Raw genomic sequence first — 25195 nt, forward strand, 5'->3', positions numbered from 1 at the left:
ATGAAACATTATTTCATTAATCCTCACTCAGGATTTACATTGCTGGAAGTGATGGTGGCACTGGCTATTTTTGCTACAACAGCGGTCGCTTTAACCAAAGTGGGTATGCAATATACTCAGTCTACTGGACATGCGATTTTACGTACTAAGTCACAATTTGTTGCCTTGAATGAAATTTCGATGATGGAAATCAATCGTGATTGGCTACAAGGCACGGCCTCTAAACAAATCACCCAACAAGGTGAAACTTGGCAAATTGATAAATCAGCGCAAGCAACGATCAGTACTAATGTGCAACGCGTCAATGTACAAGTGAGCTTGGTGAATACTGAAACTGGAAAAGTAGATTCGGGTGTTACGAGTTTAGTTTTTTTCAACCATCGTGATGGAAGCCAACCATGAAAAAACGCTCAGGCTTTACTTTGGTTGAGTTATTGGTGGCAATCGCGATTTTTGCTGTGCTTTCAGCTTTGGGTTGGAAGGTTTTTGATTATCTGATCAAGATTAAAGAGCGTAATACCCAACATGAACAGCGCTTAGGTCAGCTACAAGAAGCATATCAACAAGTGTTACGTGACACTGTGCAAATTGTACCAGTTACTGCCAATGTTGCGGGGCAGGTTCAACCCGCAGTCATGTTGCAAAATGGTCAGTTGACCTTTAGTAAAACTGGCGTGACTGATCCTTTAATGCAAGGCATACCGCCTGAAGAGCGAGTTGAATATATTTACAAAGCAGATGAAAAAAAACTGTACCGTTATAAATATAAAAATTTAAATCAAACCGGTAATGATCAACCAGAAACCAGTGTTTTACTTGATTCAGTTGATCAATTTCAAATTATGTTACTCAATCCCAATGAAATGGCACAATGGCCTGAGGTGGCATTGAGTGAAAATGATGTAACTCAGGCAAAAATACTACCGCGCGGTTTAAAAATAAACCTCACTGTCAATGAAGTGAGTTATGAATGGGTGTTTAGTTTATTAAATACAGACTTTTTAAAACAAAAAAATTAAGTTGCAGGATATGAAACTCACGGACTCTATGCAAAACCATTTTTCCTTAAATGTCTTCGTTGTAAATAGGTGGATGTTTTGAAGCGCTCTCAGCATGGCATTGCATTGATCACCATTTTGGTGATGGTGGCTTTAGCAACCATCCTTGCGGCTACGATTGCGCAACATCAGCGCAATACCGCAGAGAGTACGGGTTATTTAATGCGACAAAACCAAGCTCTGTTATACGCAAAAAGTGCTGAAGCTTTTTTTTCTGAGCTGTTGGTGGATGATGCTCAAAATGCAGCAGAGGTCGATCATCTACAAGAAACGTGGGCGAAGCCCATGCCTGCTTTTCCAGTGGAAGATGGTTTTGTTTCTGGGCGTTTAGAAGATGAGTCAGGAAAATTTAATTTAAATGCTTTAGTTAAGTCGGATAAAAAGCCGAATGAGGCTGCAAAACTTTGGTTTGAAAAACTGTTGGTACGTGTGGGGTTGCCTGCGCAACTTTCAGAAGCAGTGATTGATTGGCAAGATGAAGATGATGAAGTCAGTGGGCCGATGGGTGCTGAATCTGCTTATTATCAAAGTTTAGCTCAGGGTTACTTGGCGCCAAATCGTGCTTTTTATAATGTTGAACAGTTGAAGTTGGTGCGTGGGTTTGAGGGGCGTAACTATCAACTGATTGCACCTTATGTGAGTGCTTTGCCGAATAATGAATTAAAGGTGAATGTAAATACTGCACCTGCACTGGTGTTGGCTAGCATTGATCCTAAGTTGGATGTATCTGCTATTCAAAATTTACAAAAGCAAAGACAGGCCAATCTGGAGCATTTTTCCAATGTTAATGAACTATGGGAGGTTGATCCATTTAAACAAGTGGACGAGGCTCAGCGGGCTGCTGTTAATGATTTTCTCGGGGTTCAATCGAACTATTTTAAAGCTAGAATTGAAGTATTGCTGAGTGAGCGTAAGCGTCAGTTTAGTGCTGATTTGGTGCGAAAAGATCAGGCGGTATATGTGGCCTATCGGAGCATGTCAGCGTTTTAAAGGATAGATATAAGACTGATATGATTTACCAATTGGATTGAACAATAAAATAAATGAGCATAGGTTTACTTTTGCTTTATAATTAAAGTCAATTCTCAGAAAGTTTGATTGCATTACGGCATATGTTAATTCGTAAGTTATTTAAGTTTGAAAATGCCCATATTGTACGTAACTGTACATCGGATCGTTGTAAACGCTCCATTCATGGTCACAGTTATAAAGTTGAATTACTCCTCAAAGCATCAAAATTAGATCATGGTCAAATGGTTTATGATTTTGGCTTGCTGAAAGGGGTGATTAAAGACCTTTATGACTCTTTTGATCATGCGATTTGTTTTTGGCAAAACGACGATCCAGAATATATCCAAGCATGTAAAACATTTAGTGCACGTTGGGTGTCGCTGCCTGTTTCGCCATCGGCTGAACAATTTTCACGTATTTTCTTTTATCTTGCACAGCAAGTACTCGCGTCGACCGTGACTCAAAACGGTGAAGGCGATGTGGAAGTGTACTCGGTGATTGTGCATGAGACTGATACGGGCTATGCGCAGAGTTTTATTGAAGATATTGAAAATACACAGATGGGGCTTTTAGATTTAAGCCAGATCGAGTTTTCAGAACAAATCCAAGCGGAATGGGCGGATACTGAAATGTATACCAAATTAAAAGAAGGTATCCAATTTCACAATCCGAATGTAGAATTGCAAGTCAAACTGTGAAATTTGTCACGGAATATACAGTAAGGGAATAAGGCGCAAGTATGTCTTTAACAGAACAACAGCAAACCAAGCTTGATAAAATTCAGCTGGATGCCAGTTGGAAACATGGATTAAGTGACTTTTTGCTTAGTACTAAGATGGATGCGTTAAAGCAGTTTCTTGTTACAGAAATAAAAGCGAATAAAGTGATTTATCCGCCAAATGCGCTGATTTTTAATGCATTTAATACGACGCCTTTGGCGAATGTAAAAGTGGTAATACTCGGACAAGACCCATATCATGGGCCGAATCAGGCACATGGGCTCAGTTTCTCTGTGCAAAAGGGGCTTGCTTTACCACCATCTTTACGTAATATTTTCCATGAGTTAAATAAAGATTTAGGAATTGATATTCCTAAACATGGGGATTTAACTCGTTGGGCGCAGCAAGGCGTTTTGCTGTTGAACAGTGTATTAACCGTTGAAGCTGGTCAACCCACATCACATCAAAAACAAGGTTGGGAAGATTTTACCGATCATGTGATTGATGTTTTGAATGAACAGCGCGAACATATTGTTTTTATTCTTTGGGGAGCATATGCGCAGCGGAAAGGACAACGGATTGATCAAGAAAAGCATTTGGTGTTAAAGGCGGCACATCCGTCACCTTTGGCAGCAAATCGTGGTGGATTCTTCGGTTGTAAAGTTTTTTCAAAATCCAATAATTATCTTAAACAACATGGCATTGAGCCTATAGATTGGCAGCTGGACGCATGACATATTCTCCCGTTTCTAAAAACTACCATCCAGATTTGATTGTAGAAGAAGCAAAAAATGGTTGGCGCATTGTTCGTCTGAATAGACCAAAATCACTTCACGCTTTAGATGAAACGATTGTTTCAGTTTTATTTGAAGTGTTTCAAGATTTTCATAGCGATGACGCAGTAAAAGCCATTTGGTTGGATTCAACCACACCAAAAGCATTCTGTGCGGGTGGTGATGTACGTAAACTTCGTCAACTGGTGATTAACGATGAAGTTGAAACAGCCAATCAGTTCTTCGAGCAAGAATATGCTTTAGATTTATTACTACACAACTATGCTAAGCCTGTCTTGGTCTGGGGTGAAGGTTATGTCATGGGCGGTGGTTTAGGTCTGTTTATGGCCGCGCCATTTCGTTTGGTGACACCGCATTCACGTTTAGCGATGCCTGAAATTAATATTGGTTTGTACCCAGATGTGGGTGCAACGCGTTTCTTGGCGGATCGTGGAGCAATTGGTTTGTTCACGGGCTTAACGGGTTCAATCATGACGGCTGCGGGCGCATATGGTATTGGTTGGGCAACACACATCTGTGATGCGCAGCGTAATACGGTGCTTGAGAAAGTTATTAATATCGACTGGAGTCATTATCCAGCAGGTGATTTTAGAGCCATTGATGACACATTAAACAGTATGCATCGTCCTGTAGGTCCAGGTCCATTACAGAACTCTTTGGATGTCATTCATAGTGTATGTCGTGGTGTGAACTTCGAGCATGATTATGATGCTATTGTTGGTTTAAGTGATGCGCGTAGCGATTGGCTTCGTCAAGCCAGTGAGAACTTACAAAAAGGCTCACCAACAACTGCTGCATTAACATGGTTGCTATGGCAGTGGGGCAAGCAGGTTCATTCTTGGAATGAAGTATTCGAGCTTGAAACCCAAATTTCGGACTGGAAAATCCGTCATGCAGACTTTGTTGAGGGTGTGCGTGCGCGTTTAGTGGATAAAGACTTGTCGCCAGCCTGGAAACAAGGGGCTAGTAATAGCTTAAAGGGTATTTTCGCTGGTAATCCACCAACAACGAGTATTGAAAGCTGGAATGAACTCCTTAAACATTACGATGTAATCTAATCTTTATGACTGATGTTTTAAAAATAGATAGTGAATGGATGCAGCTTGCTTTAGAGCAGGCTGCTATTGCAGCGTCAAAAGGTGAAGTCCCTGTTGGGGCGGTCATTGTGAGTCAAAATAAAATTATTGGTTCTGGCTTTAATGCTCCTATTACGCTAAATGACCCTACCGCGCATGCTGAGGTTCAAGCACTTCGCGATGCTTGCCAAAATACACAAAACTATCGTTTGCCTGATGATGCGGTCATGTATGTGACACTTGAGCCTTGTACTATGTGCGTGGGCGCTTTGGTGCATGCACGCGTTTCAAAAGTAGTCTTTGGTGCGACAGAGCCGAAAGCTGGCTCTCTTATAAGTGCACGTAAATTATTTGAAACGGGTTATTATAATCATCAGTTCTTGGTTGAGTCGGGTTGTTTACATGAGCAATGCTCACAGCAGCTCAGTCACTTTTTTAAAATGCGCCGCGAACAAAAGCGACTATCCCGTCTACAAGAAAAGGGATGAATCCATTCGTAAAATAATAATTTCATGTAAAATGAAATGACAATAATTATTGTCAAATAAGGCGTTGGAACCACCATGAATAATATTCAGATTAAAAAAGAATTTAATGCACCCGTAGAGCAGGTATTTGATTTACTTTCTAAACACTCAACGTATAACGTTGCTTTTGCACCAGTTCAAGTTGTGCGAGTGAAAGATTCAGCAGATCCAGAACGTCCGGATGGGCTTGGTTCTGTACGTCGTATGGGGTTTGGTCCAATTAAACTGTTGCAAGAGCAAATTACATTAATGAATGTGAATGAGCGTATTGAATACAAGATTATTAAAAATCCACTCATCAAACATCATTTGGGTATTATTGAGTTTGAGCCGATTGACTCGAATAAAACGTTAGTGACCTATACGATTGAATTACAAGCACGTGCACCTTTTGTAAGTAAATTAATCCTTGCACAGCTTAAATCTGCGATTAAACTAGGTTTTTCAAAACTCGCTAAATCTGTATAACAAACTTTGGGTAAGCAATGACAGTTCAAATAATCACAATTGATGGTCCAAGTGGTTCGGGTAAGGGCACACTAGCTGCGAAAATAGCAGCTCATTATCAATTTCATTTACTTGATTCGGGAGCGTTATATCGCTTGTTGGGCCTGTCATTGCATCAACAGGATTTGTTGGATGCTTTGTCAAGTGAATTGAGTCAATGTGTCGAAATTGCTAAACATTTAGACATACAATTTTTAAGTTCTGCACAAGGCACACAAGTCTTGCTCAATGGTGAGGATGTTAGTCAAACCATTCGAACTGAGCGAGTTGGTGAGTTTGCATCAAAAGTTGCAACAATTCCTGAGCTTAGAGCTGCGCTGGTTGATCGCCAGCATGCTTTTGCACAAGCACCGGGCTTGGTTGCAGATGGTCGAGATATGGCCACATCCATCTTTCCAGAGGCTCAAGCCAAGATTTATTTAACCGCTTCAGCCCAATCTCGTGCTGAACGCAGAGTAAAGCAGTTGCAGGGTATGGGGCTGGATGCTAAAATAAACGATATTTTAGCTAATATTGAGGCGCGTGATAAACGTGACATGGAGCGCGAAGTTGCTCCACTCAGACCAGCAACTGATGCCTACATCATTGATAGTTCTGAATTGAACATTGATGAGGTGTTTCAGCTTATGATGGCTTATATTGATAAGCAATTAGCAAACTAACGAATTTTTATATTCAGCAGAAGCATAGCTTGATCAGTTCAAAATGGACTATGTAGACGCTTAACTAAACCGGCCTTGTCTGATCCAAGACCGCTGACTTTATCAGGTATATCATGACCGAATCTTTTGCAGCCCTCTTTGAAGAAAGCGAATTAAACCTCAACGTTGAAAAGGGTGCTGTCATCCAAGGCGTTGTAGTAAACATCGATTCTGATTGGGTAACAGTTGACACTGGCCTTAAATCAGAAGGTATTGTTGACCGCGCTGAATTCTTAAATGAACAACGCGAACTTGAAGTTCAAGTTGGCGACACTGTTGATGTTGTTGTTGAAGCGCTTGACAACGGCATGGGTCAAACAGTTTTATCACGTGAAAAAGCGAAACGTGCTGAAACTTGGACTAAACTTGAAAAAATCTTTGAAGACGGCGAAATCGTTACTGGTGTTATCTCTGGTAAAGTTAAAGGCGGTTTCACTGTTGACATCGGTCCAGTTCGTGCGTTCCTTCCAGGTTCTTTAGTTGATACTCGTCCTATTCGTGATACTACTCACTTAGAAGGTAAAGAGTTAGAATTTAAAGTAATCAAACTTGATGCTAAACGTAACAACGTTGTTGTATCTCGTCGTGCTGTTATGGAAGCTGAATCTTCAGCTGACCGTGAAGCTCTTCTTGCTCAGCTTGAAGAAGGTCAAACAGTTACTGGTACTATCAAAAATCTTACTGACTACGGCGCATTCGTTGACCTTGGCGGTATTGATGGTCTTCTTCACATCACTGACATGGCTTGGAAGCGTATCAAGCACCCATCAGAAGTTGTTGAAGTTGGTCAAGAAGTTACTGTTAAAGTACTTAAGTTTGACAAAGAACGTAACCGCGTATCTTTAGGTCTTAAGCAATTAGGCGAAGATCCATGGTTAGCGATCATGAACCGTTACCCTAAAGGTTCAATCGTTAAAGCTCGCGTAACTAACTTAACTGACTACGGCTGTTTCGCAGAAATCGCTGAAGGCGTTGAAGGTTTAGTACACGTTTCTGAAATGGACCACACGAACAAAAACATCCACCCATCTAAAGTTGTTCAGATTGGTGATGAAGTTGATGTTATGGTTCTTGAAGTTGACGAAGAGCGTCGTCGTATTTCTCTTGGTATCAAACAAACTCGTGCTAACCCATGGGAAGAGTTTGCTAAGAATCACGACAAAGGTGAAAAAGTTTCAGGTACGATCAAGTCAATCACTGACTTCGGTATCTTCATCGGTTTACCAGGCGGTATCGATGGTCTAGTTCACTTGTCTGACATTTCTTGGAACGAACAAGGCGAAGAAGCTATCCGTCGTTACAAGAAGGGTGACACAGTTGAAGCGGTTATCTTGTCTGTAGACGCTGAAGGCAACCGTATCAGCCTTGGCATTAAGCAAATGAACAGCGATCCGTTCAACGATTTCTTAGCTGCTAACGAACGCGGTGCACTTGTAAAAGGTACTGTAACTGCTGTTGACGCTCGTGGCGCAACACTTAAGTTAGCTGACGAAGTTGAAGCGACTCTTAAAGCATCTGAAATCAACCGCGACCGCGTTGAAGATGCAACTAAGTTCCTTGAAGTTGGTCAAGAAGTTGAAGCGAAAATCATCAACGTAGATCGTAAATCTCGCTCTATCAACTTGTCTATCAAAGCGAAAGACGAAGCTGAAGAGAAAGAAGCAGTTGCTAACTTGAAGACAGCAACTACTGGTCAAGACAATGGTCCTAAGACTATTGGTGATTTGATCAAAGCTCAAATGGGCAACTAAGTAGATGTTTGAATTGTATTGTTAATGTAAGTTAACTAATACTTTTTACACAAATACAATAAACGGTAGCGTAGTATTCACTTATTACGCTACCGTTTTGTATTTAAACAGGTTATTATCAATCTATCTACAAGGTAGCTTGATAATTAAAGAGGTCGCAGATGACTACTGAAGCACTTAATAAGTCTGACTTAATAGAGCGTATTTCTCTTAAAAACCCGCACTTAGCAGAGCCATTAGTGGAAGAAGCTGTTAAGATTATGATTGATCAAATGATTGCATCTTTGTCTTCAGATAATCGTATTGAAATTCGTGGTTTTGGTAGTTTTGCACTCCATCACCGTGAACCTCGTGTTGGGCGTAATCCTAAAACGGGTAAGTCTGTAGAAGTGGCTGCTAAAGCTGTTCCACATTTCAAACCAGGTAAAGCATTACGTGATGCAGTAAACGAGACTGCAGGCGAATAAAATTTATTGGGGTGCTTATGCGTTACGTATTATTCGCATTATTAATTGTACTGTTTGGCTACTGCCTAGCTTTGGTACTACAAAACGGAACTGAGCTAACCGTTGATCTGTTGTTTATACAGGTTCCAGCAATGCGTTTAGGTCTATTGTTATTATTAACAATGGCTTTAGGAATTGTGTTGGGTTTGTTAATTGGTGTTCAGGTATTTCGTGTATTCCAGAAAGGTTGGGAAATTAAGCGACTACGTAAAGACATTGATCACCTTCGTAAAGAGCAGATTCAATCCGCTCAGTTGGCTGCTGCAGAAGCTGCAGCACATACAAGACATGAAAAAACGGTGTTAGATATCAATCCTAATGATCGTCCATCTACACCGCTTTAAGCCACAATATGCAGTAAGATTTCTATCTTAGAAGTATTGAAGCCGGTTTGATTTAAACGCCTTTGGTTATATAGCCAAAGGCGTTTTTTATTGTGATTTAAAATATTGATAACTATATAAAAAGTATATGAATAAAGAACTTAGTTTGAATTTTAAATAGTTTTTAGAAAAATAGTCTTGGTCGTTTTAGGCTTAATCCGTATAATGCCATAATTTTGTGAGTTTGAAGGGTCTCCCCATGAGTATTATTGTTGCCTTAGACGCAAAAAGTCATTATGACGCAATGACGATTGCTGGGCAATTAGACCCTCAATTATGCCGTGTAAAAGTCGGTAAAGAATTATTTACACATGAAGGCTCATCTATTGTTAAAGCTTTACATGGTGAAGGCTTTGAAGTCTTTCTAGATCTAAAATTTCACGATATTCCAAATACGACTGCGCAAGCGGTATGTGCTGCTGCAGATATGGGTGTTTGGATGGTAAACGTCCATGCTTCAGGTGGCCGTAAAATGATGGAAACCTGCGTTGAGCGCTTAAAGGCTGGCAACTATAACACTCAACTAATTGCAGTAACGGTGTTAACCTCGATGGGACGTGAAGATTTAGCCGATATTGGTCTGGATATTGAACCATTTGAACAAGTCAAACGTTTAGCAAAATTGACTAAAGATAGTGGTTTAGATGGTGTGGTATGTTCAGCCCAAGAAGCAAAAATGCTGCGTGAGACTTTGGGTTCAGAGTTTGCATTGGTGACACCAGGCATCCGCCCTGAGGGCTCAAGTGCGGATGACCAAAAGCGTATCGTAACGCCAAAACAAGCAATGTTAGACGGTGCAACACATCTAGTGATTGGTCGACCAATTACGCAGTCTGCAAACCCGTGTCAGATGCTCAAAGACATTCTAGCAACGCTTTAAGCGACTAGAAATCTAAAAAGCCTTTCATTCGAAAGGCTTTTTTATGGATTAAATTTTAAAAAGAATTGTTGGTGAGCGAAGTGGTGGCAATAGCAAAATAAAAAGACAGCATTGAATAGAGCGCTATGCTTTACAGAGCCGCCAATACACTGACAACAATCGGCGCCAAAACTGACAGGATGAAACCGCTCACCATGGCATGTGGAATAAAGTCATTCCCACAGGCTTGTTTGACCATCGGTAGTGTGACATCCATTGCTGTAGCTCCTGCAGATGAAATCGCAGAGCGAGGGTAACGCCAGCCAATGATGTACATAAACACAATCGCAAAGATTTCTCTGAACAAATCATTCATCAGTGCAATACTGCCTAAATGTGCATTCTTTAACTCTGTGACCACAATGCCAGTCATGGAGTAGAAACCATAACCTTGAGATAACATAATCAAGTCTTTTAGTTGAATGCTCGGCACAAAATAGGCCGTTACAAACGCCCCGATAATTGAACCCAGAATACAACCAAGTGGAACGAGCAGGATTTGCCAGTTCAACCATGAGCGATCTAGTGGGGAATAGGCCAAATCAAGCCCGATCAGGAACATGAAAACCAGCAATAAGTTCCATGTGCTGATATGAACCATATAGCCGAAACTTGAGGATAGCTCTGCCAAACCATAACCCAATGCCAGTGCGATAAATGCATAACTGATATTGATTAATGATTTGCTCACAAGGCTCATGGACACTTTGCCATGACTCGGTTGGTAGCCCAAAAGTTTAAATAATATGTAACAACAGACGAAAGCACCGATACTGGTCATAACTGCTAAAAGCGCTGCATGATTGAGTATCTGCCAAGGTTCGGCAATGCTATGCAAAGTCGTTGAAAACTCAATCGCAATTGCGATTAAGAGAATATACGTAAAATAGGGCAGGATTTGAAAGGCAAGTCGCTCAAGCCATTTGGGTAAACGACGCGCCAAAACAAATCCAAGTGCTAAACAGATAAGGAGCTGAAAAATCAACCAAAACGATTGCATGTCAAATAAAGTGTGAATAAATACTAACTTATTATGACCGTGATCTTAATTTATTGCTTGACTATCTTGCTTAGAATTTAAAAAACGATAGTCTGCAGGATTGGCTTTTCGTGTTTTTAGCCAATACTTCCATGTATAGCTGGGCCATAAAGAGAAATTTTTCCCGTCCGCTTGTTGATACCAGCTGACGCAGCCAAATTGCCAAATGGTATCTGTAAATTGACTTTGTAAATGCTGATTAAATTGGTCTTGAATATCTGCTTTCACAACGATTGCTTGAGATTGGGTTTTTTCTGCGATCTCGATGAGCTGTAGAATGTAATTCACTTGTGACTCAATCATAAAAATAACTGAGTTATGACCTAAGACTGTATTGGGCCCTAAAAGCTGAAATAAGTTTGGGAAACCTTTGGTGCTAATTCCATAGTAACTTTCGGCCCCATCTTGCCATACGTCTGTAAGCTCAACATGATTCAGCCCTGTACAGCTAAAGGATTTAAGATAAATACGTGGGTCAGTCACAAAACCTGTGCCATAGATGAGGCAGTCAATTGCACGCTTCTTCCCATCTTTGGTGATGATACTGTCCTCAGTTAATTCCAAAATATCATTGGTAACCAACTCCACATTTTTACGGTTGAAGCTTGGATAATATTTGTTGGAGACCAAGATGCGTTTACAACCCATAATATAGTTGGGAATCAGCTTATCTGCGGTTACAGGGTCTTTGACTTGATGGCGAATATAGGCTTCTGCTAGTTTTTGTGCATATTTCATGACCTGTGGTTTCATAATGGGAATTACACGAGATTCATTTGTCCAATACAGACGAGCTCGATGAATTTTTCGAAACCAATCAAATCGATTAAACAGTGTTTTTTCAATGGGTAAATAACGACGTTCATCCCGAGGAATAACCCATGCAGCTGTTCTTTGTATTACGTAGAGTTGCTTCACTTTTTCTGCAATTTCAGGAATATATTGAATCGCGCTCCCCCCAGTGCCAATAGAGGCAACATTTTTATTGCTGAGGTTATAGTCATGATCCCACTGTGATGAATGGAAAACTTTGCCTTTAAATTTCTCGATACCCGCAATACGCGGAATTTGTGGTACATGCAGCGGACCAGATGCGAAAATGACAAATTGAGCGGTTAGAGTTTTATTTTGATTGAGAGTAAGTTGCCATAAACACTGATTTTCTAAGTAATGTGCAGCACAGACTTCGGTGTTAAAGCGGATATAAGGCTGCAATTGATGTTCAGCGGTAAGTGTTTGGATGTATTGATAAATTTGAGGTGCTTCAGCATAACGTTTAGACCAGTCGGTCTTGGGTGAAAAAGACAAGGAATAGAGATGTGACTGTACATCACAAGCAGCGCCCGGATATTGGTTTTCACGCCATGTGCCACCTATTCCACTGGCTTTTTCCAAAATTACAAAATCACGAATACTATTTTGCAAAAGGCGAATAGCCATCGCTAAACCGCCAAAGCCTGCACCAATAATGGCGATTTTTACCTGAGGGGCTGTTGAATTTGCTGCCTGCATTTGTTTTTCCTTTTTGTTTTACTTTATTGTAGAGCAACTATCTAGAAGGTCTATGATAGCCTTGACAAGAAAATTGATAGATTCGGCAATTGTTGTACGCTAGGTGGCTGTAGTAAAACATAGGCCAATATTTTGCTTTTAATTGATTATGAAACGTTCTGTACTTGGCTTGATGTATTTGATTCAAGGAATGCGTAAAGCAGGAGTCGCAGTCGATCAAAAGTTACAAAGCATTGGCTTACGTGTGGAGTCGCTTGATCCGAATGCGATCATCCATCCTGCTCTAGAGTGGGATATTTTGAAAATTATTGCAGAGGATATTGAGCCTGAGCAAGGCTTGTTCATTGGTCAGCATTATGTCTTGGCGGGATATGGCCCTTTACTGATGTTATTGATGACTAGTCCAACGACACATACCGCGTTAGAACAGGGTATTCGCTATCAAAGTTTGACGCATTTGAGTGGCTTATTGGGTTTGAAAAAACAAAATGATCAAGTCGCACTATGTTATCTACCGCGGGACCTACAAACGTCTGTGGGACAGTTGCGTGCACATTCTGAAATAGCGGGAACCTATAAGTTTTTGCAAGATATTTATAAGATGATTGGGCTGGAGATGCCTGAGGTTCGAATTACTTTACCTGTTGCAGGACCTGAAGATGCGAAAAAACTGGCGCTCTATCAGCAGGTTTATGGTCAACAAGTGAGTTTTGGTACGCAGCAAGCTGAATTTTGGTTTGATGAATGGGTCTTAAATGTACCAATTCCTTCAGCAGATTTGATGACATTTAACGTTTATGCAGGCAAATGTCAGGCGGAATTACAACGTTTGGAAGAAACGGCAGAGCAACCGAGTCTGATTCAACGTGTACAAGATTATTTGGAGTTGCAACGAGGTTTACTGCCGACCATGGCTGAAACCGCGCAAGCGTTGAATTTGCCCGAGCGAACCTTAAGACATCAGTTGCAACAGTTAAATAGCAGTTATAAACAAATTCGTGAGCAATTAATGAAAGATCGTGCACTACATTTAATGGAATATCAGGAATATTCCATTGAAATGATTGCAGAGTTATTGGGTTACTCGGAGCCTGCAGCCTTTAATCATGCATTTAAACGGTGGTTTGGTTACAGTCCACGACAATATGGGAAATAGCCTAAGCATAATTATGCCAAAGTGTTATATATTAACTTTTCCACTCCGCTATAATTGATATAGCCTAAAAACAGTATTAAATGATATGTCAGATTTTAATTCACCTACCGCATTCAGTCCTTTATCTCCTGCAGAGCGCTATGCGCAAGCCTTAGCATCCGGACAGTTCATGTCTGATGAGGCACAAGCTCAGGCCGTTCATGAGTTGGATCGCGTTTGGCATGAATTAATTCAACGTTTTAAGGCATCTAAAAAAGCATTCCGCCGTTTCCGCCGTCAAACTTCTCCACGTGGTGTATATATGTGGGGTGGCGTAGGCCGTGGTAAAACATGGTTGATGGATCAGTTTTATGACTCAATTCCATTTCGTCGTAAAACACGGATGCACTTTCACCATTTTATGCAACATGTACATCGTGAGCTCAACAAGCTTTCAGGTCAGCGTAACCCTTTAGATGCAGTTGCGGATCAAATTTATAAAGAAGCAGTGGTCATTTGTTTCGATGAATTCTTCGTCTCGAATGTGACGGATGCCATGATTCTCAGTGATTTGTTCCAAAAGCTTTTTGCACGTGGTGTTACCTTGGTGGCAACCTCAAACATTGCGCCAGATGGTTTATATAAAAATGGCATTCACCGCGATCGTTTCATTCCAACCATTGAAATGGTGAAACAGCAGTGTGTGATTTTAAATGTAGATGCAGGCGTGGACTATCGTTTGCGTGTTTTAAAGCAAGCGCAACTCTTTAAATCTCCTTTAACACATGAGCACCAACGTTGGATTGCGCAGCGTTTTAGCGCACTGACCCAAACCCAAACCATTTCAGATGAGCCGATTATTATTAATAATCGTATTGTAGAAACGGTCGGGCATACTGAAGATGTTTTATGGTGTGAGTATTCAGAGCTGTGTTTAAAACCACGTAGTCCTGCTGACTTTATCGAAATTGCAAATATTTATAATACGGTGTTGGTGAGTAATGTTCCGCATTTGACCGATTATCTTTCTGAAGGGACACGTCGTTTTATTTATCTGGTCGATGAGTTTTATGACCGTGGGGTAAAACTGATTTTAACCTCAGAAGATACAATTATTGATTTGTACTCTGGTGATAAATTAGCCTTTGAAATTGAACGCACGCGTTCACGTTTATTGGAAATGCAATCAGATGATTACTTGAATGAAGCACATCGACAAATACAAGCTGAAGCAAGTAAACAACAAGAAGAAATTTAAAAATATAAGCACCCCAAAGGGTGCTTTTTTTATGTGCATTTTCATCGATTAATTTATCGACTTTTTTGAATAATCATGGCTTAATCAGGATTGAAAATAGGGAGAATATTGGTTTTAAGTGTAAAAAATATACAAAACTGCACTTAAGTCTAATTTCGGCATTTCAAAAACTTAATAAACTACTAAAGAGCATTTTATAAATTGATAATGCTTGTGCCTTGAGCAGTATTTTATTTGGTAGTTTGTATACTTTATTAAATAAAAAATGATCACTATTTCGCACGGTGATATTACTATTCAGCCAAGTTTAAATCGGTATACTAGAATCTCTTGTATAAAAAGTAGCAATATCAGGAAAGACAATGACTGCACGTATTCAAAAAGGCAAGTTAGCGATTGCTAAAGAACTTTACGATTTCATCGAAAATGAAGCACTTCCAGGTTCAGGTTTGGACAGTGAAACTTACTGGAAAAACTTTGAACAAGTCGTTGTCGATCTTAGCCCAAAGAACAAAGCACTATTGGCTAAGCGTGACGACATTCAAGCGAAGATCGATGAATGGCACCGCAACAACAAATTTGAACTTGGAGCTTACAAAGCTTTCCTTACTGAAATTGGCTACTTAGTACCAGAAGTAGAAGATTTCCAAATCAGCACAGAAAATGTAGATGAAGAAATCGCATTATTGGCTGGTGCGCAATTGGTGGTACCTGTGCGTAATGCACGTTACTGCTTAAATGCTGCAAACGCGCGTTGGGGCTCTTTATACGACGCACTTTACGGTTTTGACGTGATCCCAGAAGACGGTGGCGCGGAAAAAGGTAAAGGCTATAACCCTGTGCGTGGCGACAAAGTTATTGCATTTGCTAAAAACTTCTTAAATGAAATCTTCCCATTAGCAAATGGTTCGCATGCTGATGCGACAAAATATGCAGTTGAAGGCAAAAAGTTAGTTGTGACGTTAAAAGACGGTTCAACATCGACTTTGGCTAAAGAAGCACAATTTGTTGGTTTCAATGGCGAAGAATCTGCACCAACAGAAATTGTACTTTTAAACAACGGTTTACACGTTGTAATTGAAATTGATGCGAACAGCCCAATTGGTAAAACAGATGCCGCTGGCGTAAAAGATTTAGTTCTTGAAGCTGCTGTAACGACTATTCAGGATTTAGAAGATTCGATCGCTGCTGTAGATGCAGAAGAGAAAGTTGAAGGCTACCGTAACTGGTTAGGTTTGATGAAAGGTACACTTTCAGAGTCTATCGAGAAAAATGGTAAAACTGTTACGCGTACTTTGAATAAAGACCGTACGCACAAAAACTTGATCGGTGGTGAAACGAAACTTCATGGCCGTTCATTGATGCTACTTCGTAACGTGGGTCACCTCATGACCAATCCTGCGATTCTTGTAGATGGTGCTGAAATCTACGAAGGTATCATGGATGCATTAATCACTCCGCTATTGTCTTTCGCAGACATTAAAGGTGAAAACGAAAACAAGAACTCTCGTAAAGGTTCAATGTACATCGTAAAACCTAAAATGCATGGCCCTGAAGAAGTTGCTTTTGCTGTTGAGTTGTTTGAGCGTTCAGAACAAGCGCTTGGCTTGCCTGCAAAAACTTTAAAAATCGGTATCATGGATGAAGAACGTCGTACTTCTGTAAACTTGAAAAACTGTATTGCGCAAGCGAAAGACCGTACGATCTTCATTAATACAGGTTTTATGGACCGTACTGGAGATGAAATCCATACCTTTATGGAAGCAGGTCCATTCGTTCGTAAGGGCGAAGTGAAATCACAAATTTGGTTCCCAGCATATGAAAACCGTAACGTGATGATCGGTCTTCAAGCGGGCTTACGTGGTAAAGCACAAATTGGTAAAGGCATGTGGCCAAAACCAGATATGCTTTTAGACATGTACAAAACCAAGATTGAACATCCAGAAGCGGGCGCAAGCTGTGCATGGGTTCCTTCTCCATCTGGTGCTGTCATTCATGCGATTCACTATCACCAATGCAACGTGTCTGAGCGTCAAAAAGAATTATTGAATACAGAGCCTTTATCATTAGATGATTTGTTAACACCACCTTTAGCGACAGATACCAACTGGACTGAAGAAGAGAAAACCAAAGAGCTTGAAAATAACCTTCAAGGGATCTTGGGTTATGTTGTGCGTTGGGTTGACTTGGGTGTAGGTTGTTCGAAAGTTCCAGACATCAATAACGTGGGTTTAATGGAAGACCGTGCAACTTTACGTATTTCATCTCAACACGTTGCAAACTGGTTACGTCATGGCATCGTATCTGCGGCGCAAGTTGAAGAAGTGATGCAGCGTATGGCGAAAATCGTTGATGAACAAAACGCAAACGATCCGCTTTACACCCCTATGGCGCCAAACTTCGATGGTTATGCATACAAAGCAGCTTATGATTTAGTGTTTAAAGGCGGTGAGCAGCCATCAGGTTATACAGAGCCACTTCTGCATGCTGCACGTTTGAAGTTAAAAGGTTATACAGGTGACTAATCTGTAAAGCTAAAAAAGCCTCTTCGGAGGCTTTTTTATTGGCTGGAATAAGTCGTATTGTGTCTATAGGGGGGCGATAGGTTTGATTTACTCACGTGTGAGAGGAGTCTATAGATTAGTGCTTGCTCAGAGCTATAAATGGGTTTAAGCGTGGGGTTGAATCAGTATCTCAACTAGACGATGCGGATAAAAGCCTTATACAATTCATTATATAAAGCTCGTCATACTATTGTTAACCATCAAGTTAGATGAAAATCCATGTGCGCTAATTTTAAACCTCTAACCCTTGCTCAAGTACAACAGCTTGGTCTACCTGAAATTCCGTTTGATTATGTCGAAGAAGTCTATCCTGGTTATGAGCTGCCTTTATTGTTCAAATCAAATATAGGTCTTGAGTGGCGTAAGGTACATTTTGGTTTAATACCGAAATGGGCAGAAGATAAGAGTATTGCAAGCAAAACCTATAATGCTCGAAGTGAGACACTTCTGCAAAAGGCCAGTTTTATTGAGGCCACTTTCAAATATCAGTTTGGGGTGATCCCAGTTTTTGAATTTTATGAGTCCAAATATATAGAACAAAAGCCGCAGAGATGGGGTGTTAGACGACAGGATGGTCAAGTGATTTTTGTTGCTGCACTTTATGAAATCTGTCGTATAGCAGGCGAGGTAGTGCGTTCAGCCACCATGCTTACAATGGATGCTATAGACCACCCAATGATGCGGGAGTTTCATGAGCCGGGGAATGTGAAACGCTCAGTGATCGTGATTCCACATGAACGCTTAGAGGAGTGGCTCAGCTGGAAATCACCGAATATTCAATCCTTTGTAAAAGGCTTTCCTGTTGGAGAGTTTGAATGTTCACATGTGCCTAAAATAAAAGTCGAAAAAGAGAGTCCCCAACTCAACTTTTCCGACTTTTAAACGGTTTAGCGAGCTAAATTTTTAAACACGTGTTTTAAGCTTTCCATCATTTTTTCAATTTGCAAAGGTGTTAAGCCTTCAAATGATTGCTCAAGTACAACACTGGTGAGATCATTGATCTTATTGGTCATTTCAACACCTTTTTCGGTGAGAAGGACACGGGTGATACGTGCATCGTCTTCACAAGAATAAGTTTCAACCAATCCTTCATCCTTTAACCGATAGACAATTTTGGTGGTTGTCGACATTTTAGAGACCACCATGTCAGATAAATCAGAAACACTGGCATGTGGCTTTGAGTCTAGAGCCAGTAAAATACGACGACGTGAGTTATCTAAACCATACTTTTTTAAAGCGTGATCGACATTGAGTACATACTGTGCATGTACTTGCGTTACCCAGTAAAATGGAAAACTTTCTAAAGAAAAATCTTCAGAACCTGGTAGGAACTTACTGTACTTTTTGGTCATGTGACGGATTCCCCGTGAATCGTATTTTTATTTTATAGATCATTTGAACACATTTTATGTGAACACTCATACACTTATCAATACAAAATTACTGGATTTCTCATCATAAAGGAAATCTGTTAAAAGAAAGCCTTGGCCAGTAATCAAGAAAAGTTAAGCGTGGTTGTTTAGAAGAGACAGGGTATAGCCGTCTTTATCTTGATGGAAGCTCACAATACTTTGAGCAAATTGTACAACTTCATCTTCGACTTCAGCATTCTGGTGAGAATCCAAAGAAAGTTTAGCCATGGGAACACCGTCCTGTAGAACGATAGGCAAGTGCATTTCAAACTTTTGGTTATTATGCGAAACCACAACTTTAACTTGATGCTGATCAAATGAGGAGTCTAAATGCAGATATGCGCCTTCATAGCTAGTATTGGCAAGCATTTTTGACGTCTTATTGAAGGTCAATGCTTTTTCATTGTTCATAGCGATGAATCCTGTCTTCGATTACTTTGATCGGATTGTCAATCCGCGCATCCTTGGTTTGGGTGATTGACCACTTTTACAACAATGCTGGTCGTGTTTCATTTTAGTGAAAAAAATGGATTTGTGAACTAGTGTTTTTAACAAAAAGTGTCATTTGTGGAAATCATAAATGTAGTGAATTGATATTTTTTAACTATTATTAAAATAAATAATTAAATAAAAACAATTATTTGGTTTTTATTTGCGATGGATTTAATTAGAAAAACTAAAAAATGACCGTGGCGTCTAATCTTTATAGAATGCGACAATTGGCATTAAGTGACAAAATTTCAAACAGTGATTTCGATATTTTTATGTATTTTTTGCATAATAAGTGGTCGAATATTAAAATTTTGTTAAAAACCATAAAAAAATTATTACAAGCCAAACATCTCAGGCATAATTATTTCATCTTTAGTTGAACAGGTCACAAATATGGATCCGTCGCCGTGCAGGTCTATGCTTTTAAAACAGAAACATAATTCTGGGGTAATGAAATAATGGAATTTTTATTAGATCCGGGAATATGGGTAAGTTTACTTACGCTTATTATATTAGAAATTGTTTTAGGTATTGATAACCTAGTCTTTATTGCCATTTTGGCTGAAAAACTTCCTCCTGAGCAACGCGATAAAGCGCGTGTCATTGGTCTTTCGCTTGCACTTTTAATGCGCTTGGGCTTGTTGTTTATCATCACTTGGTTAGTCACGTTGACTCGACCGCTGATTACTGTCTTAGATTGGACATTCTCTGGGCGAGATTTGATTCTTTTATTTGGTGGCTTATTCCTAGTCTATAAAGCCGTTACCGAATTGCATGAAAAAATTGAAGGTAAGCCCGAAGTTAAGCTGACCACCAATGTGGTCTACGCGGGTTTCACCGCAGTTGTGGCACAGATTGTGATCCTTGACGCTGTGTTCTCATTGGATTCGGTGATTACCGCGATTGGTATGGTCGACAACATTAATGTGATGATGGTGGCTATGGTCGTTGCCATGGTGGTCATGCTGTTGGCGTCGAAACCATTAATGACTTTTGTAAACCGTCATCCGACTGTGGTCATCTTGTGTTTAAGCTTCTTACTGTTGATTGGTATTAGCCTGATTGCGGAAGGTTTCGGCTTCCACATTCCTAAAGGTTATATCTATTCGGGTATTGGTGTTGCCATTGCGATTGAAGCCTTTAACCAATTTGGTGAGCGCAATGCGGCAAAACATGAAGCGAAAATTCCACTGCGTCATCGTACTGCGGATTCTATTTTAAAACTCATGGGTGGCAAGCTCCAAGCTGAAGATCCTGATCAGCTTCAAGCGCAAGAAACTTTTGCGGATGAAGAGCGTTATATGATTGGTGGTGTACTGACATTGGCTGAACGTTCAGTCGCGTCGATCATGACACCGCGTAGTCAAATTTCGTGGGTCAATCTTGATGATTCACCTGAGAAAATTCGTGAACAGGTATTGTCTGTGCCACACAGTTTATTTCCTGTGTGCCGCGGTAGCTTGGATAAAGTGATCAGTATTGCGCGTGCCAAAGAATTGCTCGATGTCTTAGATGATGAAGAGCAATTGAAAGATTTGATCAAACGTCATCGTCCAATTTACATTTTTGAAAAAATGAAAGTCATTGATGCGATAAATACGCTAAGAACGTCTAAAGGTTCATTGGTTTTGGTGAGCGATGAGTTTGGTAATGTGCAGGGCCTTGTTTCACCGCTTGACGTATTTGAAGCGATTGCTGGTGAATTCCCCGATGCCGATGAGCAACTTGATTTGGTGAAGGTTGATGATCAGACGTGGAAGGCGACAGGCATGCTGGATTTATATCAGCTTGAACTGGAACTTGGGATGATCGATTTGGTTGAAGAAGATGCGGGCTATATTAGTGTTGCTGGTTTAATCCTAGATAAAACTCATGGTGATGTACACGTTGGAACTCAACTGGACTACCGTGGTGTTCACTTTGAAGTGCTTGAGTTGGATTCAAACCGAATTAAGACAGTGAATATTAGCTATCGTACTGCTTAATCATTGTAAAAATAGATTGTGAGAAAAAATGCCAGCTTCGTGCTGGCATTTTTTCTGCTTATAAAGTAAGCGCTATGCACTTAAATAAAAAGAAGTTATTCTATGCCCGCAATTGGGCTGTCGTATTTCGTACTAGAAATTACCTGTTTGGTGAAGACAGTTTTTTCTATCCCTGTGGTCATCAAAGCATTGCATTTAGACTATATCAGTAAAACAAGTGATCAAAATAAGAACGGAAACACTTCATGCAACTTATGGAAAAGGTCGTTGATTTTAAAAAGCTTTCAGTAGAGAAAAAAACAAGTTCTATTTGAAGAGCTTGAAAATTTTGATCGACAAATTTTCCCAAATGCAATCCCAGCAGAACTGCATCAATTGTTGTATAACCCTGATGTAGTGGCATTACCAATTATTCGTTTTTATCATCGCGGAAAAATTGTTGGGCAAAATATTATTGCCATCTTGAAGCTTAAGACAGCGCATCAACCTTTATATATTCTTAGCTCGCGTGCAGCTTTTTTAACTGATTACCGAAATCAAAACAGAACACTTTTATCTGCAATTCGAGTGACCTTGGGTTATCGTTTAAAATATCCCACGCGTCAGTTATGGTTTGTTTCGAGTTTGATGCAGCCAAAAGTATATCGGCTGTTTGCTTCACGTTCAAAACGCTTTTATCCGCGTGCAGAAGTGCCAATGCCTAAGGATTACTTACAGGTTCTTGATCTAATGCAAAACCGTCATGTGAATGTGCAACAGCGCAGTGAGGATGTGTTTGTGCATCCTTGTGTACTGCCGCAGACCACGCCTGAACAATTGATTCGGCTTCGAAATCGAGCCAGTCGTCATATCAACTTTTATATGCAACATACGCCTGATTATTTTATTGGTATGGGTTTAATGTGTATCTGTAAATTAGATGTGCTGACTCTGCTAGAAGCGGCGATGAACGTGCTTTTAGGGCGAGAAGTTACCTAAGCAGAAACTCTCGCCATACTTTATTTAGGCTGAGGTACGGATAAGCTGTATATCCGCATATTTATAAATGGTTTCAGCTTTCATTTGATGAATGTGATCCATAAACGCTACATTAAAACTTCCTGTGCTTTGGCTTCGGGCATATGCAAGCTGCCCAGCAATGGCAAAGTGGACATGCGCAGACAGCGCTGCAATGACAGGATTGGTGACTGCGCTATAGGCTGCAATTAATGCACCAAGGGCACAACCTGTAGCAGTAACTTTGGGTTGTAAATGTGAACCACCATTGACTTGGATTACAGCATCAAGTTGTTTGGAGAGAATATAGTCAGACTCACCAGAAATGGCAATGACTTCAGCCTGCGCTAAAAGTGTTTTTGCTTGATGGTAAACATCAGCACTGCTTGCAGTACTATCAACGCCTTTGGTTTCGATCTGGTTTCCCGCAAGTGTGCTGATTTCAGATGCATTTCCACGAATAACCGTGGGTTGAAAAGCTAACAGCTGATTCACCATTTCAGAGCGCCACTTTAAAAACGGCCCATATCCCACAGGGTCTAATACCCACGGAATGTTTTGCTGCTGCGCGGTTTGTGCCGAGATTTGCATGGCTTGCATTTGTTCAGAGGTTGGCGTACCTAGATTAATACTGAGCGCTGCACTAATGCGTGTGAAACTTTCAGCTTCAAAGGGATTATCAATCATGGCAGGTGAGGCGCCTGCAGCCAATAAAACATTGGCTGCATAGTTGGCAGCCACACTGTTGGTGATACATTGTACCAAAGGTTGTTGCGTTTGCAGGGCAGTCCAAGCTTCAGCAACATATGCCACCAAGACATCGGTTTGGTCTTGAATCGATTGTTTTGTGTTAAGCAAGGACAGGTCTAAAAGCTGGGTCATAGTGGATGCCCTTATTTGGTGAAATAGTGGTCTTGATGCTTACATTTGCGACAAAATAAAGTCACATATTGGTCGGCATCATAATCTACGGTGAGCTCATTTGAACCGCAGTACATACAGCGTTTTTGTGAGTAGAAACTTAAACGTGGTTCAATTTTTTGCCATGAACGAGAGACAGGCTGAAAGAAAATGGCTTCGTCATAGCCTAAAAATCGGAAAAATAAGACTTCGCTCATTTTGCTGAATGGTAGGTTATGTGGTCGAGGCAGAGTTGATGTTTCCCATTTTTCAGCCACACTGCGTTCACGGTATTGTTGTAGAGTTTTTTTCAGTAAGTTGGTGTTAATAAAGTTTTCATTTCTGGGTTGTAAGGCTTTACGTTCATATAAATACTCCAATGCAGTTTGGATTAAATAATAAATTTGTCCGACCGCGAGTACATCGAGTAAACGATAACAAAACACTTGGAAACTGTTATTTCCTGCAATTTGAATGCCCCAAGTACGACAGTAAAACTGCATAAATTGGATAATTTCCTGATAGAGCAATTGGTACAAGGCATTTTTGACTTCATCCGCGGTCTTAAAAGGCACACCAAGGCTAAGGTTTTCATAAAACCAATAGCGTAACTGCTGCGTAACACTAAATAGGCTGGGTTCAGAGTAGCCGTCCAAACGCACATTAATATAATACTGATGGGCTTCACTGGCAAAATCTTTGGCAACGAGGATTTGTTCTTTTACCAGTTGTTTGACGAGACTATTTTGAAATAGATAATTGGGGGTGACACTAAAATATTTGATCTGTTCCCAATCAATAAACTCTTGATGCTGTGTATGTTCTTGTGCGTAGCCATCTAACAGGGCCAATAAAAATAATTTATGCATAAAACTGAGTTGACCCAGTTCAAACTCATAAATGTCCTTGGTTTTGGTTTTATGCTGTTCTTGCTGACGAGTTTCTTTCAATATTTTTTTGCGCTGGGCTAAACAACTGTCGCAGTGGCAATTTAGATTGGAATTGCTAAAAACACGATGTTGGCAGTGGCTACATTCATGAAAGTTAATTTCTTTGTCGTATTGTTCAGCATCCACCCAAAACATGGCCGCCTGACAAAGTGGACAAGGCGTGCTCTCATCAAGTTGTTTGTGCAAAATTTGAAGCGACATAAGATGAATTTGAAACTCAGGATTTTCTCAAATTATACACGCTAAAATTTCAGAAAGGCGTTGTAAATTGCAGTGTAATTGAACAAGTAGAGGTGCTTTGTAAACGCTAGATGGGTGAAGCAACGCAGTGGCGAATATAGGGCAAAAAAAATACGGCATGCACCGTATTTTTTGGACTAGTAGAATTTAAACGGGGCAAGGTAGAGAGTCATCTTCCATACCTAGTTTTTTAGCTTCAATCATGGCTTGAACTTTTTTGCTCGGCAACTTTTTGCTCCCTAGTGTGTCGTAGTGATTTAAAATGCTACTGACATCGTGTGCTTGTAAAGGTATTCCTTCACAGCTCATGAACAGGGCAATGACTTTATGATCAATTTTTGCAGCATGCATTGCTTGCAGCATTTTTATATTTTCGACGCGGACGATATGGTCTTTTAAGTACATCTCACACCTCTTTTATTTTGCTTAAGTTTTATCATGCGCTATGCATATTTAGATACAAGCAAAAACTGTGCACAAAATGTAGCCGATTTGAAAATTAAGTTGGATATTTGAAAAGAGCTGGCTTTAGATCTTATCGATGTCTTTAAGTTTCTCAGCGTTTGAATGGCGGAGAGCTAATGGCACTGTGCAAGTCTAAAGGCTGGTGCAAATATTGCTAGACAAGCACGGCACGATGTGAGGAGTTGTCTGTTTCTTATTCACTTGGTGCAGTCATATGAGCGGGATAAGAACAATAGAATTGAAAAGCCTGTTCAACGTGCCCATATAAATATCATTCAACATACACAGACAGTAT

26 protein-coding genes are annotated in these 25195 nt (G+C 40.3%); 19 read left to right on the forward strand and 7 right to left on the reverse strand.

Annotated elements, in window-relative coordinates:
* From HYI04_RS02315 to pyrF, 13 genes are all read left to right on the forward strand, one after another.
* Complete coding sequence (locus HYI04_RS02315; protein WP_005401157.1) at positions 1–402, forward strand: prepilin-type N-terminal cleavage/methylation domain-containing protein; 402 nt, start codon at positions 1–3, stop codon at positions 400–402.
* Positions 399–1019: a type II secretion system minor pseudopilin GspJ gene (gene gspJ / locus HYI04_RS02320; RefSeq protein ID WP_005401158.1), complete on the forward strand. Its 621-nt coding sequence runs from the start codon at positions 399–401 to the stop codon at positions 1017–1019. The genes HYI04_RS02315 and gspJ overlap by 4 nt, the downstream gene beginning before the upstream one ends.
* Positions 1020–1097: 78 nt before the next feature.
* Positions 1098–2048: a type II secretion system minor pseudopilin GspK gene (gene gspK / locus HYI04_RS02325; protein WP_010326849.1), complete on the forward strand. Its 951-nt coding sequence runs from the start codon at positions 1098–1100 to the stop codon at positions 2046–2048.
* A gap of 122 nt (positions 2049–2170) precedes the next feature.
* The gene (locus HYI04_RS02330; RefSeq protein WP_004696854.1) at positions 2171–2767 is read left to right on the forward strand and encodes a 6-carboxytetrahydropterin synthase; all 597 of its coding nucleotides are present in this window, start codon (positions 2171–2173) and stop codon (positions 2765–2767) included.
* A gap of 41 nt (positions 2768–2808) precedes the next feature.
* Positions 2809–3522, forward strand: coding sequence for a uracil-DNA glycosylase (ung, locus tag HYI04_RS02335; RefSeq protein WP_004696856.1), 714 nt, complete (start codon positions 2809–2811; stop codon positions 3520–3522).
* Positions 3519–4640, forward strand: a complete 1122-nt coding sequence (locus HYI04_RS02340; RefSeq protein ID WP_005401160.1) for an enoyl-CoA hydratase/isomerase family protein — start codon at positions 3519–3521, stop codon at positions 4638–4640. The genes ung and HYI04_RS02340 overlap by 4 nt, the downstream gene beginning before the upstream one ends.
* Before the next feature lie 5 nt (positions 4641–4645).
* Positions 4646–5146 (forward strand): tRNA adenosine(34) deaminase TadA, encoded by a 501-nt coding sequence (gene tadA / locus HYI04_RS02345; RefSeq protein WP_005401161.1) that lies wholly within the window; start codon positions 4646–4648, stop codon positions 5144–5146.
* A gap of 75 nt (positions 5147–5221) precedes the next feature.
* Complete coding sequence (locus HYI04_RS02350) at positions 5222–5653, forward strand: SRPBCC family protein (protein ID WP_010326848.1); 432 nt, start codon at positions 5222–5224, stop codon at positions 5651–5653.
* A 17-nt stretch (positions 5654–5670) separates the two neighbouring features.
* Positions 5671–6354 carry a (d)CMP kinase gene (cmk, locus tag HYI04_RS02355; RefSeq protein WP_005401162.1) on the forward strand — a complete coding sequence of 228 codons (684 nt, stop codon included), beginning with the start codon at positions 5671–5673 and terminating at the stop codon, positions 6352–6354.
* A gap of 113 nt (positions 6355–6467) precedes the next feature.
* Entirely contained in the window at positions 6468–8144 is a 1677-nt protein-coding gene (rpsA, locus tag HYI04_RS02360) for a 30S ribosomal protein S1 (protein WP_004696863.1), read from the forward strand.
* A gap of 161 nt (positions 8145–8305) precedes the next feature.
* Positions 8306–8611: an integration host factor subunit beta gene (locus HYI04_RS02365; protein ID WP_004696865.1), complete on the forward strand. Its 306-nt coding sequence runs from the start codon at positions 8306–8308 to the stop codon at positions 8609–8611.
* A 17-nt stretch (positions 8612–8628) separates the two neighbouring features.
* Positions 8629–8994, forward strand: a complete 366-nt coding sequence (locus HYI04_RS02370) for a lipopolysaccharide assembly protein LapA domain-containing protein (protein ID WP_004696867.1) — start codon at positions 8629–8631, stop codon at positions 8992–8994.
* A 238-nt stretch (positions 8995–9232) separates the two neighbouring features.
* Positions 9233–9913: an orotidine-5'-phosphate decarboxylase gene (pyrF, locus tag HYI04_RS02375; protein ID WP_004696869.1), complete on the forward strand. Its 681-nt coding sequence runs from the start codon at positions 9233–9235 to the stop codon at positions 9911–9913.
* Positions 9914–10043: 130 nt separating this feature from the next.
* On the opposite strand, the gene HYI04_RS02380 is transcribed toward pyrF, so the two are convergent.
* Both HYI04_RS02380 and HYI04_RS02385 read right to left on the reverse strand, forming a co-directional pair.
* Positions 10044–10952, reverse strand: coding sequence for a lysine exporter LysO family protein (locus tag HYI04_RS02380; protein ID WP_178895813.1), 909 nt, complete (start codon positions 10950–10952; stop codon positions 10044–10046).
* Positions 10953–10997: 45 nt separating this feature from the next.
* The gene (locus HYI04_RS02385) at positions 10998–12503 is read right to left on the reverse strand and encodes an NAD(P)/FAD-dependent oxidoreductase (protein WP_178895814.1); all 1506 of its coding nucleotides are present in this window, start codon (positions 12501–12503) and stop codon (positions 10998–11000) included.
* Between the two features lie 148 nt (positions 12504–12651).
* Between HYI04_RS02385 and HYI04_RS02390 the strand changes: the two genes are divergently transcribed.
* From HYI04_RS02390 to HYI04_RS02405, 4 genes are all read left to right on the forward strand, one after another.
* On the forward strand, positions 12652–13659 hold the full coding sequence (locus tag HYI04_RS02390; protein WP_178895815.1) for an AraC family transcriptional regulator: 1008 nt from the start codon (positions 12652–12654) through the stop codon (positions 13657–13659).
* Between the two features lie 85 nt (positions 13660–13744).
* Positions 13745–14896: a cell division protein ZapE gene (gene zapE / locus HYI04_RS02395; RefSeq protein ID WP_178895816.1), complete on the forward strand. Its 1152-nt coding sequence runs from the start codon at positions 13745–13747 to the stop codon at positions 14894–14896.
* Between the two features lie 362 nt (positions 14897–15258).
* Positions 15259–17421 (forward strand): malate synthase G, encoded by a 2163-nt coding sequence (locus tag HYI04_RS02400; protein ID WP_178895817.1) that lies wholly within the window; start codon positions 15259–15261, stop codon positions 17419–17421.
* Positions 17422–17679: 258 nt separating this feature from the next.
* The gene (locus HYI04_RS02405; RefSeq protein ID WP_178895818.1) at positions 17680–18342 is read left to right on the forward strand and encodes an SOS response-associated peptidase family protein; all 663 of its coding nucleotides are present in this window, start codon (positions 17680–17682) and stop codon (positions 18340–18342) included.
* A gap of 5 nt (positions 18343–18347) precedes the next feature.
* Here the strand turns inward: HYI04_RS02405 and HYI04_RS02410 are convergent, their stop codons facing one another.
* Together HYI04_RS02410 and HYI04_RS02415 are read right to left on the reverse strand one after the other, a co-directional pair.
* Positions 18348–18812 (reverse strand): MarR family winged helix-turn-helix transcriptional regulator, encoded by a 465-nt coding sequence (locus HYI04_RS02410; RefSeq protein WP_004696885.1) that lies wholly within the window; start codon positions 18810–18812, stop codon positions 18348–18350.
* Positions 18813–18965: 153 nt separating this feature from the next.
* Positions 18966–19283, reverse strand: a complete 318-nt coding sequence (locus tag HYI04_RS02415) for a hypothetical protein (RefSeq protein ID WP_004696886.1) — start codon at positions 19281–19283, stop codon at positions 18966–18968.
* Positions 19284–19822: 539 nt separating this feature from the next.
* Here HYI04_RS02415 and HYI04_RS02420 point away from each other — a divergent pair.
* Positions 19823–21349, forward strand: coding sequence for a transporter associated domain-containing protein (locus HYI04_RS02420; protein ID WP_010326838.1), 1527 nt, complete (start codon positions 19823–19825; stop codon positions 21347–21349).
* A 378-nt stretch (positions 21350–21727) separates the two neighbouring features.
* Positions 21728–22327 carry a hypothetical protein gene (locus HYI04_RS02425; protein WP_256732872.1) on the forward strand — a complete coding sequence of 200 codons (600 nt, stop codon included), beginning with the start codon at positions 21728–21730 and terminating at the stop codon, positions 22325–22327.
* A 24-nt stretch (positions 22328–22351) separates the two neighbouring features.
* Here the strand turns inward: HYI04_RS02425 and thiM are convergent, their stop codons facing one another.
* The 3 genes from thiM to HYI04_RS02440 all read right to left on the reverse strand — a co-directional run bounded on the left by thiM (position 22352) and on the right by HYI04_RS02440 (position 24840).
* On the reverse strand, positions 22352–23227 hold the full coding sequence (thiM, locus tag HYI04_RS02430; protein WP_005401170.1) for a hydroxyethylthiazole kinase: 876 nt from the start codon (positions 23225–23227) through the stop codon (positions 22352–22354).
* Between the two features lie 11 nt (positions 23228–23238).
* Positions 23239–24396 (reverse strand): hypothetical protein, encoded by a 1158-nt coding sequence (locus HYI04_RS02435; protein ID WP_005401171.1) that lies wholly within the window; start codon positions 24394–24396, stop codon positions 23239–23241.
* Positions 24397–24582: 186 nt separating this feature from the next.
* Positions 24583–24840, reverse strand: coding sequence for a hypothetical protein (locus HYI04_RS02440; RefSeq protein WP_005401172.1), 258 nt, complete (start codon positions 24838–24840; stop codon positions 24583–24585).
* Positions 24841–25195: the final 355 nt, after the last annotated feature.

It is taken from the genome of Acinetobacter sp. SwsAc2 (assembly GCF_013391465.1).
GTDB lineage: Bacteria > Pseudomonadota > Gammaproteobacteria > Pseudomonadales > Moraxellaceae > Acinetobacter > Acinetobacter johnsonii.